Origin of the sequence: Microbacterium sp., from assembly GCF_035556355.1 — a bacterium.
GTDB lineage: Bacteria > Actinomycetota > Actinomycetes > Actinomycetales > Microbacteriaceae > Microbacterium.
Genome location: NZ_DATMFG010000034.1, coordinates 1 through 13,897, shown reverse-complemented (window position 1 = coordinate 13,897; position 13,897 = coordinate 1). Strand labels below are relative to the sequence as shown.

Below are 13,897 nucleotides of genomic sequence, written 5' to 3'. Positions count from 1 at the left end.
GACCCGCGTCGGCGACGGGTCGGGGCATCCGCGCGTGCGTCAGGCCTTCGACAGCCCGTAGATCGGGCTCGCAGCCTGCTCCGCCTCGTGCTCGGGGCCGAGCGGGATGCCGCTGCGGTCGCGCAGCAGGAGCGTCGCGATGAGGCCGATCACGGTCATGCCCGCGAGGTACCACGTGACCGACTCCGTCGAGCCGGTGGCCTGCACGAGCGCCTGCGCGATGGTCGGCGCGAACGCGCCGCCGAGGATCGCGCCGATCGCGTACGAGATCGAGACGCCCGAGAAGCGGATCGAGGCCGGGAAGAGCTCGGCGTACAGGGCGGCCTGCGGTCCGTACGTGAAGCCGAGGCCGATCGTGAGGATCGCGAGGCCCGTGAACAGCAGCCACACGTTCCCCGTGTTCACGAGCGGGAACAGGGTGATGACTCCGACGAGCTGGAGGATCCAGCCGATGATGTACGTCGTGCGGCGACCGATCTTGTCGGAGAGCCAGCCGGCGACCGCGGTCGAGATGAGCCACGTGACGGCCGAGCCCGTGACCGCCCACAGCACGGGAGCCGGGTCCATCTGGAGGGAGCCTCCGGGGTCGGTGGCGTAGCGCTGCACGAAGCCGCCCGTGGTCATGTAGCCGATGGCGTTGTTGCCGGCGAACACGAGCGCGGCGATGATCACGAGGAGCGTGTGCTTGCGGAAGAGCTGGACGATCGGCATCCGCGTCTTCTCCTTGCGCTCCGCGATCTCGAGGAAGACAGGGCTCTCCTCGACGCGGCGGCGCACGTAGTAGCCGATGATGATCAGCACGAAGCTCAGCAGGAACGGGATGCGCCAGCCCCACTCGAGGAACGCGTCTCCGGGGGCGATGACCGCCATCAGCGCCATGATGCCCGACGCGAGCAGGAGGCCCAGGGGGACGCCGATCTGCGGCGACGCGCCGAAGATGCCGCGGCGCTTCTTGGGTGCGTGCTCGACGGCCATGAGCACCGCGCCGCCCCACTCGCCGCCGGCCGAGATGCCCTGCAGAATGCGCAGGAAGATCAGCAGGATCGGCGCGGCGATGCCGATGGCGGCGTAGGTCGGCAGCAGACCCACGAGGGTCGTGGCGACGCCCATGAGGATGAGCGTCAGCATCAGCACGAGACGGCGACCGTACTTGTCACCGAGGTGACCGGCCAGGAACGCGCCGAGCGGGCGGAACAGGAAGCTGATGCCCACGGTGATGAACGAGAGGATCTGCGCGAAGCCCTCACCCGCGGGGGCGAAGAACAACTGGCCGAAAACGAGGCCGGCAGCGGATGCGTAGATGAAGAAGTCGTACCACTCGACGGTGGTTCCGACGACCGTCGCGAACACGACGCGGCGCCGGTCTGTGGCGCTCGCGATCGTTCCCGTCGGGGTGAATCCCGCTCCCTGCGGGGAGGTCTGCTCTGTGCTCATGATGCCTTTGACTCCTGTGTCGCACTCGACGTCGCTGTCATACCGGGACGCTTCGGCCGGCGGATGGGGGTCCGTGGCTCCGGTCGCATCGCTTGCCCGATCCCTGCCGATCATATACGATTTGAGATACGACGCAAGCATCGATCTTGACGAGCGAGGGGGCTCATGACCGAGACGACGAGGCACACGGGCGCAGACACGCCGCCCTCGACGACGGATGCGGCGAGCGCCGATCCGCGATTCTCCGCCCTCCCGGGCCGGCCCGGCAAGATCATCGCGGTGCACCTCAGCTACGCGTCGCGCGCCGAGCAGCGCGGCCGACGACCCGCCGACCCGTCGTACTTCTTCAAGCCGTCGAGCTCGGTCGCGGCATCCGGCGGCACCATCGAGCGACCCGCCGGCACCGAGCTCCTCGCGTTCGAGGGCGAGATCGCGCTCGTGATCGGCACCGCCGCGCGGAACGTCTCGCTCGACGACGCCTGGCGCCACGTCGGGTGGATCACCGCCGCGAACGACTTCGGCCTCTACGACCTGCGCGCGAACGACAAGGGCTCCAACGTCCGCTCGAAGGGCCGCGACGGGTTCACCCCGATCGGCCCGCGCCTCATCGACGCGCGCGGCCTCGACCCCGCAGCGATCCGCCTGCGCACGTGGGTCAGCGGAAAGCTCGTGCAGGACGACACGACCGCCGGCCTCATCTTCCCGCTCGCGCAGTTCGTCGCAGACCTCTCGCAGCACTTCACGCTCGAGCCGGGCGACGTGATCCTCACCGGCACGCCCGCCGGGTCGTCGGTCGTGCTGCCCGGCGACGTCGTCGAGGTCGAGGTCGACGCACCGGATGCCCCGGGCGCCCCCTCATCAGGACGCCTCGTGACCACCGTGGTCGAGGGTTCGGGTCCCGGCTTCGACGCGAGCGTCGGGTCGCTCCCCTCGGTCGACGACACCCAGCGCGTCGAGGCGTGGGGCTCGCCCGACCTCGTACCGCCCGTGAGCGCGGCCGCTCCCCCGGTCGCCGAGCGGGCCGAAGGCGAGACGAAGCGCGACGACCCCGTCCTCTCCCCCGCGCTCCGCGCGAAGCTCGAGAAGGCACCGGTCGCAGGCCTCTCGCAGCAGTTGCGCAAGCGGGGCCTGAACAACGTCACGATCGACGGCGTGCGGCCGCTGCATCCGTCGTCGAAGCTCGTCGGCACGGCCCGCACGCTCCGCTTCGTGCCGAACCGCGAAGACCTCTTCACGAGCCACGGCGGCGGCTACAACGCGCAGAAGCGCGCGTTCGACGCCGTCGGCGAGGGCGAGGTCATCGTCATCGAGGCGCGCGGCGAGGCGGGGTCGGGCACGCTCGGCGACGTCCTCGCGATCCGCGCCCACGCGCGCGGGGCCGCCGGCATCGTGACGGACGGCGGCGTGCGCGACTTCGACGCGGTGAAGGCCGTGGGCATCCCGGTGTACGCGGTGGGCGCGCACCCCGCGGTGCTCGGTCGCAAGCACGTCCCGTGGGACACCGACCTCACGATCGCATGCGGCGGCGCCACGGTGCAGCCGGGCGACATCGTCGTCGGCGACGCCGACGGCGTGATCGTGATCCCGCCCGCCATCGCGGAGGAGGTCGTCGACGCCGCGCTCGCGCAGGAGGACGAGGACGCGTGGATCGCGGCCCGCGTCGCCGAGGGTCACCCGGTCGAGGGACTGTTCCCGATGAACGCCGAGTGGCGCGCGCGCTACGAGGCCGAAGTCGCGCGGGGCGCGGCATCCGCGGAGGAGCAGCGATGACCACCGTGAGCCAGGGCGAGACGCCGGGCCGGGAGGCCGCGCAGTCCGCGTCGACGGGCCAGAGCAAGTCGCAGCGCGCGTACCAGTGGATCAAGGAGCGCATCGCGCGCCAGGAGTACACGCCCGGCTACCGGCTCGTGCTCGGCGCGATCGCCGGCGAGCTCGACATGAGCGTCGTGCCCGTGCGCGAGGCCATCCGCCAGCTCGAGGCCGAGGGGCTCGTGACCTTCGAGCGGAACGTCGGCGCGCGCGTCTCGATGGTCGACGACTCGCAGTACCGGTTCAGCATGCAGGCCCTGTCGATCCTCGAGGGCGCCGCAACCGCACTCGCCGCGCGCCGCCTCACGGTCGAGGACCTGCGGCACGCGCGCCAGGTCAACGCGCGCATGATCGAGACGCTCGACCACTTCGACCCGCGCGCGTTCACGCGACTCAACCAGGAGTTCCACTCGACCCTCTTCGAGAAGTGCGCGAACCCGCGGCTGCTCGAGCTCGTCCAGGCCGAATGGGGCCGCCTCGGCCACCTGCGCGACTCGACATTCAGCTTCGTGCCCGGTCGTGCCCAGGAGTCGGTGCAGGAGCACGAGAACATCGTGCTCCTCATCGAACAGGGCGCACCGCTCGGCGAGATCGAGAAGGCGGCCCGCCGGCACCGGTCGGCCACGCTCGACGCCTACATGATCCACGAGCACCCCGACGAGGTGCTCGGACTTCCCGCTTTCTGACCCCACCGATGGAGGACCCCATGACCGACACCGCCCTGGCGACGCGCCACGTGCCCGCCGACCTCCCCGACCGCATCCAGCACTACATCGACGGTCAGTTCGTCGACTCGGTCGACGGCGACACGTTCGACGTGCTCGAGCCCGTCTCGAACGAGGTCTACCTGCAGGCCGCCGCCGGCAAGAAGGCCGACATCGATCTCGCCGTCGCGGCCGCCAAGCGCGCGTTCGACGAGGGGCCGTGGCCGCGGATGCTGCCGCGCGAGCGCTCGCGCATCCTGCACCGCATCGCCGACATCGTCGAGTCCCGCGACGCGCGCCTCGCCGAGCTCGAATCGTTCGACTCGGGGCTTCCGATCACGCAGGCGCTCGGCCAGGCGCGGCGCGCCGCCGAGAACTTCCGCTTCTTCGCGGACCTGATCGTCGCGCAGGCGGACGACACCTACAAGGTGCCCGGCCGTCAGATCAATTACGTCAACCGCAAGCCGATCGGCGTCGCGGGCCTGATCACGCCGTGGAACACTCCCTTCATGCTCGAGTCGTGGAAGCTCGGCCCCGCGCTCGCGACCGGCAACACGGTCGTGCTCAAGCCCGCCGAGTTCACGCCGCTGTCGGCCTCGCTGTGGGCGGGCATCTTCGAGGAGGCGGGGCTGCCCAAGGGCGTCTTCAACCTCGTCAACGGGCTGGGCGAAGAGGCGGGCGACGCGCTCGTGAAGCATCCGGACGTCCCCCTCATCTCGTTCACGGGTGAGAGCCGCACCGGGCAGATCATCTTCGGCAACGCGGCCCCGTACCTCAAGGGCCTGTCGATGGAGCTCGGCGGCAAGTCGCCGGCGATCGTCTTCGCGGATGCCGACCTCGAGGCCGCCGTCGACGCGACGATCTTCGGCGTGTTCTCGCTCAACGGCGAGCGGTGCACCGCCGGCTCGCGCATCCTCGTGCAGCGCGACATCTACGACGAGTTCGTCGAGCGGTACGCCGCGCAGGCGAAGCGCGTCGTCGTGGGCGACCCGCAGGACCCCAAGACCGAGGTCGGCGCGCTCGTGCACCCGGAGCACTACGAGAAGGTCATGTCGTACATCGAGATCGGCAAGACCGAGGGTCGCCTCGTCGCCGGCGGCGGCCGTCCGGAAGGCTTCCCGACGGGCAACTACGTCGCCCCGACCGTGTTCGCGGACGTGCCCCGCGACGCGCGCATCTTCCAGGAGGAGATCTTCGGGCCCGTCGTCGCGATCACGCCCTTCGACACCGACGAGGAGGCGCTCGAGCTCGCCAACGGCGTGAAGTACGGCCTGGCCGCCTACGTGTGGACGAACGACCTCAAGCGCGCCCACAACTTCGCGCAGGCGATCGATGCGGGCATGGTGTGGCTCAACTCGAACAACGTGCGCGACCTGCGCACCCCGTTCGGCGGCGTCAAGGCCTCGGGTCTCGGCCACGAGGGCGGCTATCGCTCGATCGACTTCTACACCCACCAGCAGGCCGTGCACATCACGCTCGGCGCTGTGCACAACCCCACCTTCGGCAAGTCCACGCCCGCTGCGGAGCAGGCGGAGGCCGCCGAATCCGAAGAGGGCTGAGCTCTCGCCGGTCCACACCACACAGACAACGCAAGGACGCCGACATGACCGACCGCGACCAGATGACCCGCACCTCCTCCGGCTTCTTCGTGAGCCAGGAGGCGCCGATCCACACCGACAACCCGATCCCGACCCCCTCGAGCCCCGCGCCGGACGTGCTGCGCTGCGCGTACATGGAGCTCGTCGTGACCGACCTCGCCGCGTCGCGCGAGTTCTACGTCGACGTGCTCGACCTCGTGGTGACCGAGGAGGACGAGAACACCGTCTACCTGCGGTCGATGGAGGAGTTCATCCACCACAACCTCGTGCTGCGCCAGGGTCCCGTCGCGGCCGTCGCCGCGTTCTCGTACCGCGTGCGCACGCCCGAGGACCTCGACAAGGCGGTCGCGTTCTACACCGAGCTCGGCTGCGATGTGCGCCGCAACCCCGAGGGCTTCACGAAGGGCATCGGGGACTCGGTGCGCGTCGTCGATCCGCTGGGCTTCCCGTACGAGTTCTTCTACGACGTCGAGCACGTCGAGCGGCTCGCGTGGCGGTACGACCTGTACACGCCGGGCGCGCTCGTGCGCCTGGACCACTTCAACCAGGTGACCCCCGACGTGCCGCGCGCGGTGAAGTTCATGCAGGACCTCGGGTTCCGCGTGACCGAGGACATCCAGGACGAGCAGGGCACCGTGTACGCCGCGTGGATGCGCCGCAAGCCCACCGTGCACGACACCGCGATGACCGGCGGCGACGGCCCGCGCATGCACCACGTCGCGTTCTCGACGCACGAGAAGCACAACATCCTCGCGATCTGCGACAAGCTCGGCGCCCTGCGCCGCTCGGACGCGATCGAGCGCGGACCCGGCCGCCACGGCGTGTCGAACGCGTTCTACCTGTACCTGCGCGACCCCGACGGCCACCGCGTCGAGATCTACACGCAGGACTACTACACGGGCGACCCCGACAACCCCGTCGTCACGTGGGACGTGCACGACAACCAGCGCCGCGACTGGTGGGGCAACCCCGTCGTGCCGTCGTGGTACACCGAGGCGTCGCTCGTGCTCGACCTCGACGGCAACCCGCAGCCCGTCGTCGCGCGCACGGACGAGTCCGAGATGGCCGTCACGATCGGCGCGGACGGCTTCTCGTACACGCGGCCCGACGCCAAGGACGAGCTGCCCAGCTGGAAGCAGGGCGAGTACAAGCTCGGAAACCAACTGTGACCGCCTCGCCGTGAAAGCGTCGGGCTCTATCGGCCCTGCTCGCCCTTTCAGGCGCCTCGACGGCCGGTTGAGCCCGACGCTTTGACACCCCGACCGATGTGAGGAGAGAGACGGATGCTGCCACCCGACGTCATCGCGCAGATCGCGGACGAGCTCGCCGAAGCCGATCGCACGCACGGTGTGATCCCGCGGATCACCGCGCGCTACCCCGACGCGACGGTCGAGGATTCGTACGCGATCCAGGGCGTGTGGCGCGACAAGGCACTCGCAGCCGGACGCAAGCTCGTCGGCCGCAAGATCGGCCTGACGTCGAAGGCGATGCAGCAGGCGACCGGCATCACCGAGCCCGATTACGGCGTGATGTTCGACGACACCGTCTACCCCAGCGGCTCCGAGATCCCCGTCGACCACTTCTCGAACGTGCGCATCGAGGTGGAGCTCGCGTTCGTGCTGAAGGAGCCGCTCGAAGGACCCGACTGCACGCTCGAGGACGCTCTCGCGGCGATCGACTACGCCGTGCCGGCGCTCGAGATCCTCAACTCGCACATCGAGCTCGAGGGCCGCACGATCGTCGACACGATCGCCGACAACGCCGCCTACGGCGCGATGGTCCTCGGCGACGTGCGCAAGCGCCCCGACGAAATCGACCTTCGCTGGGTTCCGGGCGTGCTGAGTCGGAACGGCGAGATCGAGGAGACGGGCGTCGCCGCGGGAGTGCTGGGACACCCCGCGACGGGCGTCGCATGGCTCGCGAACAAGTTCCACCAGCACGGCGCGCGGCTCGAAGCGGGCGAGATCATCCTCGCCGGATCGTTCACCCGCCCCATGTGGGTCGAGCGGGGCGATAGCGTGCTGTGCGACTACGGACCCATGGGAGTCATCGAATGCCGCTTCGTCTGAACCCGACCTTCCGCGACCGCCTCGCCGAGGCCGACCGGCCCCTCATCGGCATGTGGGTGTCGTCGGGCAGCCCCCTCGTGGCCGAGATCTGCGCGGGGGGCGGGCTGGACTGGCTCCTCGTCGACATGGAGCACTCCCCCAACGGTCTCCAGTCGGTGCTCGCCCAGCTGCAGGCGGTCGCGGCGTATCCGGTGACCCCGCTCGTGCGCGTGCCGATCGGCGACGTCGTGACGATCAAGCAGGTGCTCGACCTGGGCGCGCAGAACCTGCTCGTGCCGATGGTGTCGTCGGGCGGTGAGGCGCGCGCGGTCGTCGAGGCCGTGCGCTATCCCCCGCGCGGCCGCCGCGGAGTGGGCTCGGCGCTCGCGCGCTCGGCCCGCTGGAACCGCGTCGACGGCTATCTCGCGGACGCCGACGAGCACGTGTCGGTCTTCGTGCAGATCGAGACGGCGGAGGGTGCGGATGCCGCGGCCGACATCGCCGCGGTCGACGGCGTCGACGGGGTGTTCGTCGGCCCGTCCGACCTGTCCGCGTCGATGGGCCTGCTCGGGCAGCAGTCCCACCCCGACGTCGTCGCGACCGTGAACCGCACGTTCGACGCCGTCCGCGCGGCGGGCAAGCCCGTGGGCGTCAACGCGTTCGACCCCGTCGTCGCACGGTCGTACCTCGATGCCGGGGCATCGTTCGCCCTCGTCGGCGCGGACGTCGCGCTGCTCGCGCGCGGGTCGGAGGCCCTCGCCGCCACGTTCATCCCCGCGGCGGACGACACCGGACGCGCCTCGTACTGAGACGCGCGTACGGGTCTTCGGCGCCCGCGTCAAGCGCTCGTTTCCGCGCGAGCGACTCTGCCATGCTGAACCGATGCAGAGGCAGGTCGGAAGTCGCATCGTGCTGGACGTCACCGGGCCCGCGGACCTCGTCTTCGCGGTGGCGGTGTCGCGTCACTACTCACCGAGCGCCGAGTCGCTCGCGGTGGTGCTCGGCGGGACGCCGGTCGAGGCATCCGAGGTTCCGGATGCGCATGGCACGAGGCTGCACCGCGTCCGCACCGGGACGGGCCGCCTCGAGCTCGAGTACTCCGCGACGATCGACGGACCGGGCGAGAACGACGACGCGACCGAGACCGACCGACTCGTCTACGGGCGGCCGAGCCGATACGCCGAATCCGACGTCCTCGCGCCGACGGCGGCCGCCGAGTTCGCGGGCATCGACGGGCATGAGAACCTGCTCGCATCCGTCTCGTCGTGGGTGGGCACTCGCCTGGCGTACGTGACCGGCTCGAGCCTTCCGACCGACGGGGCGGCGCGTACGCTGCTCGCCCGCCGGGGCGTGTGCCGCGACTACGCGCACGTGTGCGTCGCGCTGCTCCGGGCGCTCGGGGTGCCCGCGCGGGTGGCCGCCGTGTACGCGCCGGGACTCGATCCGATGGACTTCCACGCGGTCGCCGAGGCGTGGATCGACGGCGCGTGGCGCGTCGTCGATGCGACGACCCTCGCCCCGCGGTCGACCCTCGTGCGCATCGCGACGGGCCGCGACGCCGCCGACACCGCCTTCCTCACCGTGGTGAGCGGGCGCGCCGACCTCGTCGACGTGACGGTGTCGGCGGTCGCGGACACGCTCCCCGACGACGATGTGACCGAGCTCGTCTCGCTCGCGTGATCACGGTGTCCGCTCCCGCTCGGGGTGGCGACGTGGCACGCTGAAGGCATGAAGAAGTGGTTGCTGCGCTTCGTCGTGCTCCTCGCGTTCAACATCCTCGTTCTGCTCGTGATCGGATGGCTGACGCCCGCCCGCGTCGGCTGGGCGGCGCTGTGGGGCGGGATCGTCCTCACACTCCTCACGATGTGGGTGCGGCCCGCGCTGACGAACTGGTTCCGCCGCCGCGCGGCCAAGAGCGCCGGCGGTCGCACGAAGGCGGGCGAGTTCCTCGTCGAGGTCGGCATCGTGCTCGTGATCGCATTCATCGTGTGGATCGTGACGGTGCTGCTGTCGGGCGTGCGCATCGGCCTCAACCCGCTGGGCTACATCCTGCCGCCGATCTTCGTCGCGCTCGGATGGTGGGTGTACGAGCTCATCGCCGATCGCGCCGAGTCTCACGCGGGCGCGCTGTACGACCGGGCGACAGGCGCCCGGGTGGGCGGGACGGATGCCGCATCCGCCGTTCCACTGCCGAGCCCCGAGACGCAGTCCGCCCGTCGCGAGCTCAAGGACGGACTCACCGACGAGCAGCGCCGCATGCTGGACGAGCTCTGACGCGATCTCACTCGGTCGTGTCGATTCAGCGCGAGCTCGATCGTCACAAGGTCGAGAACGACCGAAAGGACGCATCATGCGCTACACACTCCTGCTCCACTACCCCGAGATGACCGCCGAGGAGACGGGCCAAGAAGGCTGGGCCGAGGGCATGCGCGCCTTCGACGAGTACGCGAAGGCCCTCGACGCGGCCGGCATTCTCCGATCGGCCGAGGTGCTCCAGCAGTCCGTCGCGACGACGACTCTGCGGCCGGTCGACGGCGCGCTGCGCGTGCAGGACGGACCGTACGCCGACACCAAGGAGCAGCTCGGCGGGACGTTCGTGATCGACGTGCCCGACCTCGACGCCGCGCTCGAGTGGGCGAAGCGGGCCCCCTCCGCCGAGTGGGGTCCGATCGAGATCCGCCCGACCGCGACCCGCTTCGTCGACGGAGAGTGGACGCCCTTCGCGTGACGGACGACACCGTGCGTGCGCGCGCCGCCGCCGAGCGTGCGGCGCGCGACGCGTACGGTCGTCTCGTCGCGCTCCTGGCCGCGCCCACGCGGGACCTCGCCCTCGCCGAGGACGCCCTCTCGGATGCGTTCGAGCGGGCGGTGCGCATGTGGCCGGAGGCGGGCGTCCCCTCGAACCCGGAAGGCTGGCTGCTCACCGTGGCCCGCAATCGACTCGTCGATCTGCTGCGCTCGGCCGCGCACCGCACGGGCGCGCCGCTCGACGCCGAGCGGATACTCGGCGGTGCGGATGCCGCGACCCTCGCCGAGCGCGCCGAGTCGATCCCCGACAAGCGCCTCGAGCTGCTCTTCGCGTGCTCGCATCCCGCGATCGACCCCGCCGTGCGCACGCCGCTCATGCTGCAGGCGGTGCTCGGGTTCGACGCGGCGAGGATCGCGCGGGCGTTCGCTCTCGAGCCCGCGACGATGGCCCAGCGCCTCGTGCGGGCCAAGCGCCGCATCCGCGACGCCGGCATCCCGTTCGCCCTTCCGACGCGCGCGGACATGCCCGAGCGGCTGCCCGCGGTGCTCGAGGCGATCTACGGCGCGTACGCGATCGACTGGCTCGATCAGGGCGACCGCGTGCGCGAGTCGATCGCCGATGAGGCGCGGTGGCTCGCCGTGCTCACGGCGGATCTCCTGGAGGACGAGCCCGAAGCGTGGGGGCTCGCGGCGCTCCTCACGTTCGCGCAGTCCCGTGCGCCCGCCCGGGTCGTGCACCCGTGGCCGCCCCTCGAAGAGCAGGATCCGTCGACGTGGTCGCGCGAGCTCATCGCCGAAGGCGAGGCGCTCCTCCGCCGCGCGTCCGCCCTCGGCCGGCCGCTCGGCCGATTCCAGCTCGAGGCGGCGATCCAGGCGGTCCACTGCGACCGCGCCCGCACCAGTGTGCTCGACGTCGACGCGCTCGAGAAGCTCTACCGCGGGCTCGTCGCGATCGCGCCGACCATCGGAGCGCAGGCCGCGCTCGAAGCCGTGCTCGCGCGGCGCAGCGGCGCGTGACGGCGACGCGGGGAACCGCGGGTCAGAGCACCGTGCCCGGCGAACCGCCCGCCTGACGCTCCGCCGCCTCGACGACGTTCGCGACGAGCATCGCGCGCGTCATCGGACCGACGCCGCCGGGGTTCGGCGACAGCCACCCCGCGACCTCGGCGACGGCGGGGTCCACGTCGCCCGCGAGCTTCGCCTTGCCCGACTCGGTCGTGCCGACGCGCGTGACGCCCACATCGAGCACGGCCGCTCCGGGCTTGACCCAGTCCGCCTGCACGAGGTGGGGCTGACCCACCGCCGCGACGACGATGTCGGCCTTGCGCACCTGGTCGGCGAGGTCGGGCGTGCGCGAGTGCGTGATCGTGACCGTGGCATCCGTGCCCTTGCGGGTCAGGAGAAGCGCGAGCGGGCGCCCGACCGTGATGCCGCGGCCGATCACCGTCACGTGCTGACCGGCGATCGGCACGCTGTTGCGCGCAAGGAGCTCGATCACGCCCGCGGGCGTGCACGGCAGCGGCGCGTCGATCGCGGTCTTCGGGTCGACGCCCAGCACGAGGCGGCCGAGGTTGGTCGGATGCAGGCCGTCGGCGTCCTTGTCGGGGTCGATGAGCTCGAGGATGGCATTCTCGTCGATGCCTTCGGGCAACGGCAGCTGCACGATGAAGCCCGTCACCTCGGGGTTCTCGTTGAGGCCGCGCACGGCCTCGGCGATCTCGTCCTGCGACGCGGTCGCCGGCAGCTCGACCGAGATCGACGCGACGCCGACCTCCTCGCAGTCACGGTGCTTGCCGGTGACGTACGAGCGTGACGCCGGGTCGTCGCCGACGAGCAGCGTCCCGAGTCCGGGCACGACGCCGCGCTCGCGGAGCGCCGCGACGCGGGCGCGCAGCTCTTCCTTGATGGCCGCCGCCGTGGCGACGCCGTCCAGCTTCTTCGCGGTCATGTGCACTCCTCGTCGGGTCTGAATCACTATGCCCATAGGTATCCATCGAGCGCAAGCGGGTTTCCCGGCCTTCGGAAAACCGGCTGGGGCCGCAGCCCCTACTGCTGGAGGCCCGGGTACAGCGGGAACGCTTCCGCGAGCGCCGCGACACGCGCGCGCAACGCCTCGACGTCGGCACCGGGTTGCAGCGCGAGCGCGATGACGTCGGCGACCTCGGTGAACTCGGCGTCGCCGAAGCCGCGCGTCGCGAGAGCGGGCGTGCCGATGCGCAGACCCGACGTGATCATCGGCGGGCGCGGGTCGTTCGGCACCGCGTTGCGGTTGACGGTGATGCGGATCTCGTGCAGGAGGTCTTCGGCCTGCTTGCCGTCGATCGCGGCGTCGCGCAGGTCGACGAGCACGAGGTGCACATCGGTGCCGCCTGAGCGGACGGCGATGCCGGCCTCGCGCACGTCGGGCTGCGACAGGCGGTCGGCGATGATCGCGGCGCCCCGCACCGTGCGCTCCTGACGCTCGCGGAACTCGGGGGTCGCGGCGAGCTTGAACGCGGTGGCCTTCGCGGCGATGACGTGCATGAGCGGACCGCCCTGCTGGCCCGGGAACACGGCCGAGTCGATCTTCTTCGCGATCGCGGGGTCGTTCGTGAGGATGAAGCCGGAGCGCGGGCCGCCGATCGTCTTGTGCACGGTCGACGACACGACGTGCGCGTGCGGCACGGGGCTCGGGTGCAGGCCCGCGGCGACGAGACCCGCGAAGTGGGCCATGTCGACCCACAGGTAGGCCCCGACCTCGTCGGCGATCTCGCGGAACTGCGCGAAGTCGAGGTGCCGCGGGTAGGCCGACCAGCCGGCGATGATGACCTTCGGACGGTGCTCGAGCGCGAGGCGACGGACCTCGTCCATGTCGATGACGGATGTCTCGGGGTCGACGCCGTAGGCGACGATCTCGTACAGGCGGCCCGAGAAGTTCGCCTTCATGCCGTGCGTGAGGTGACCGCCCTGGTCGAGCGAGAGCCCGAGGAGCGTGTCGCCCGGACGCGCGATCGCGTGCAGGACGGCCGCGTTCGCGCTGGCACCCGAGTGGGGCTGCACGTTCGCGTACTCGGAGCCGAACAGCGCCTTCGCTCGCGCGATCGCGAGCTCTTCGGCGACGTCGACGACCTCGCAGCCGCCGTAATACCGGCGGCCCGGGTACCCCTCGGCGTACTTGTTGGTGAGCACGGACCCCTGGGACTGCAGCACCGAGACGGGCACGAAGTTCTCGGAGGCGATCATCTCGAGGTACGAACGCTGACGCTGCAGCTCGCGCTCGAGCACATCGGCGATCTCGGGGTCGACCTCGGCGAGCGGGGAGTTGAAGATGGATTCGGCCAAAACTGGCTCCTTCACGGGTACACGGACCATTGGGTGCTGCCTCGAGCGACAAGCGCCACGAGGCGTCTCGTCCCGGCCCAGGCGTGCGGTCGGTCCGTGCCAGTCGCTCCCCGATGGGGCTCCATCTCAACGCCAGTCGCGACCTGGAAAGCATAGCAATGGTGCCGGGCACTCGCCGACCCGTCACGCCCGGGTCGGTATCGTGGCGGCGTGGCCGATTCGACCGTGACCGTGA

Annotated in this window: 13 protein-coding genes and 1 riboswitch; of the genes, 10 read left to right on the top strand and 3 right to left on the bottom strand. The window is 70.8% G+C overall.

Translation table 11 applies throughout. From position 1 onward, the window contains the following. Nucleotides 1-39: 39 nt before the first annotated feature. Complete coding sequence (locus VNR19_RS09530; RefSeq protein WP_325726166.1) at nucleotides 40-1,434, bottom strand: MFS transporter; 1,395 nt, start codon at nucleotides 1,432-1,434, stop codon at nucleotides 40-42. Between the two features lie 165 nt (nucleotides 1,435-1,599). Here VNR19_RS09530 and VNR19_RS09525 point away from each other — a divergent pair, with 165 nt between their 5' ends. The 10 genes from VNR19_RS09525 to VNR19_RS09480 all read left to right on the top strand — a co-directional run bounded on the left by VNR19_RS09525 (nucleotide 1,600) and on the right by VNR19_RS09480 (nucleotide 11,358). Next, the gene (locus VNR19_RS09525) at nucleotides 1,600-3,204 is read left to right on the top strand and encodes a fumarylacetoacetate hydrolase family protein (RefSeq protein WP_325726164.1); all 1,605 of its coding nucleotides are present in this window, start codon (nucleotides 1,600-1,602) and stop codon (nucleotides 3,202-3,204) included. After that, nucleotides 3,201-3,929 carry a GntR family transcriptional regulator gene (locus VNR19_RS09520; RefSeq protein WP_325726162.1) on the top strand — a complete coding sequence of 243 codons (729 nt, stop codon included), beginning with the start codon at nucleotides 3,201-3,203 and terminating at the stop codon, nucleotides 3,927-3,929. Before VNR19_RS09525 ends, VNR19_RS09520 begins: the two co-directional genes overlap by 4 nt. 20 nt (nucleotides 3,930-3,949) lie before the next feature. Further along, nucleotides 3,950-5,506 (top strand): 5-carboxymethyl-2-hydroxymuconate semialdehyde dehydrogenase, encoded by a 1,557-nt coding sequence (gene hpaE / locus VNR19_RS09515; RefSeq protein WP_325726160.1) that lies wholly within the window; start codon nucleotides 3,950-3,952, stop codon nucleotides 5,504-5,506. A 44-nt stretch (nucleotides 5,507-5,550) separates the two neighbouring features. Then, a complete protein-coding gene (hpaD, locus tag VNR19_RS09510) occupies nucleotides 5,551-6,714 on the top strand; it encodes a 3,4-dihydroxyphenylacetate 2,3-dioxygenase (RefSeq protein WP_325726158.1) in 1,164 nt (387 codons plus the stop codon). A gap of 114 nt (nucleotides 6,715-6,828) precedes the next feature. After that, nucleotides 6,829-7,614: a 2-keto-4-pentenoate hydratase gene (locus VNR19_RS09505; RefSeq protein ID WP_325726156.1), complete on the top strand. Its 786-nt coding sequence runs from the start codon at nucleotides 6,829-6,831 to the stop codon at nucleotides 7,612-7,614. Further along, on the top strand, nucleotides 7,599-8,402 hold the full coding sequence (locus VNR19_RS09500) for an HpcH/HpaI aldolase/citrate lyase family protein (protein ID WP_325726154.1): 804 nt from the start codon (nucleotides 7,599-7,601) through the stop codon (nucleotides 8,400-8,402). The genes VNR19_RS09505 and VNR19_RS09500 overlap by 16 nt, the downstream gene beginning before the upstream one ends. A 73-nt stretch (nucleotides 8,403-8,475) precedes the next feature. Next, the gene (locus tag VNR19_RS09495) at nucleotides 8,476-9,273 is read left to right on the top strand and encodes a transglutaminase-like domain-containing protein (RefSeq protein WP_325726152.1); all 798 of its coding nucleotides are present in this window, start codon (nucleotides 8,476-8,478) and stop codon (nucleotides 9,271-9,273) included. Nucleotides 9,274-9,321: 48 nt separating this feature from the next. Next, a complete protein-coding gene (locus VNR19_RS09490) occupies nucleotides 9,322-9,867 on the top strand; it encodes a hypothetical protein (protein ID WP_325726150.1) in 546 nt (181 codons plus the stop codon). Nucleotides 9,868-9,943: 76 nt separating this feature from the next. Next, entirely contained in the window at nucleotides 9,944-10,321 is a 378-nt protein-coding gene (locus VNR19_RS09485; protein ID WP_325726148.1) for a YciI family protein, read from the top strand. Beyond that, nucleotides 10,318-11,358: an RNA polymerase sigma factor gene (locus tag VNR19_RS09480; protein WP_325726146.1), complete on the top strand. Its 1,041-nt coding sequence runs from the start codon at nucleotides 10,318-10,320 to the stop codon at nucleotides 11,356-11,358. The genes VNR19_RS09485 and VNR19_RS09480 overlap by 4 nt, the downstream gene beginning before the upstream one ends. Nucleotides 11,359-11,380: 22 nt before the next feature. Here VNR19_RS09480 and VNR19_RS09475 read toward each other — a convergent pair whose 3' ends face one another. Next, nucleotides 11,381-12,289: a bifunctional methylenetetrahydrofolate dehydrogenase/methenyltetrahydrofolate cyclohydrolase gene (locus tag VNR19_RS09475; protein ID WP_325726144.1), complete on the bottom strand. Its 909-nt coding sequence runs from the start codon at nucleotides 12,287-12,289 to the stop codon at nucleotides 11,381-11,383. Nucleotides 12,290-12,387: 98 nt separating this feature from the next. Next, nucleotides 12,388-13,692 (bottom strand): serine hydroxymethyltransferase, encoded by a 1,305-nt coding sequence (glyA, locus tag VNR19_RS09470; protein WP_414684141.1) that lies wholly within the window; start codon nucleotides 13,690-13,692, stop codon nucleotides 12,388-12,390. Nucleotides 13,693-13,730: 38 nt separating this feature from the next. After that, nucleotides 13,731-13,812: riboswitch (ZMP/ZTP riboswitch) on the bottom strand. Nucleotides 13,813-13,897: the final 85 nt, after the last annotated feature.

What these genes read in the sequence shown, in the direction of transcription:
- VNR19_RS09485 (WP_325726148.1), top strand. Translation starts at nt 9,944, where the DNA reads ATGCGCTACACACTCCTGCTCCACTACCCCGAGATGACCGCCGAGGAG.
- VNR19_RS09495 (WP_325726152.1), top strand. Translation starts at nt 8,476, where the DNA reads ATGCAGAGGCAGGTCGGAAGTCGCATCGTGCTGGACGTCACCGGGCCC.
- hpaD (WP_325726158.1), top strand. Translation starts at nt 5,551, where the DNA reads ATGACCGACCGCGACCAGATGACCCGCACCTCCTCCGGCTTCTTCGTG.
- VNR19_RS09475 (WP_325726144.1), bottom strand. Translation starts at nt 12,289, where the DNA reads ATGACCGCGAAGAAGCTGGACGGCGTCGCCACGGCGGCGGCCATCAAG.
- VNR19_RS09530 (WP_325726166.1), bottom strand. Translation starts at nt 1,434, where the DNA reads ATGAGCACAGAGCAGACCTCCCCGCAGGGAGCGGGATTCACCCCGACG.
- VNR19_RS09525 (WP_325726164.1), top strand. Translation starts at nt 1,600, where the DNA reads ATGACCGAGACGACGAGGCACACGGGCGCAGACACGCCGCCCTCGACG.
- hpaE (WP_325726160.1), top strand. Translation starts at nt 3,950, where the DNA reads ATGACCGACACCGCCCTGGCGACGCGCCACGTGCCCGCCGACCTCCCC.
- VNR19_RS09500 (WP_325726154.1), top strand. Translation starts at nt 7,599, where the DNA reads ATGCCGCTTCGTCTGAACCCGACCTTCCGCGACCGCCTCGCCGAGGCC.
- VNR19_RS09505 (WP_325726156.1), top strand. Translation starts at nt 6,829, where the DNA reads ATGCTGCCACCCGACGTCATCGCGCAGATCGCGGACGAGCTCGCCGAA.
- VNR19_RS09490 (WP_325726150.1), top strand. Translation starts at nt 9,322, where the DNA reads ATGAAGAAGTGGTTGCTGCGCTTCGTCGTGCTCCTCGCGTTCAACATC.
- glyA (WP_414684141.1), bottom strand. Translation starts at nt 13,692, where the DNA reads ATGGTCCGTGTACCCGTGAAGGAGCCAGTTTTGGCCGAATCCATCTTC.
- VNR19_RS09520 (WP_325726162.1), top strand. Translation starts at nt 3,201, where the DNA reads ATGACCACCGTGAGCCAGGGCGAGACGCCGGGCCGGGAGGCCGCGCAG.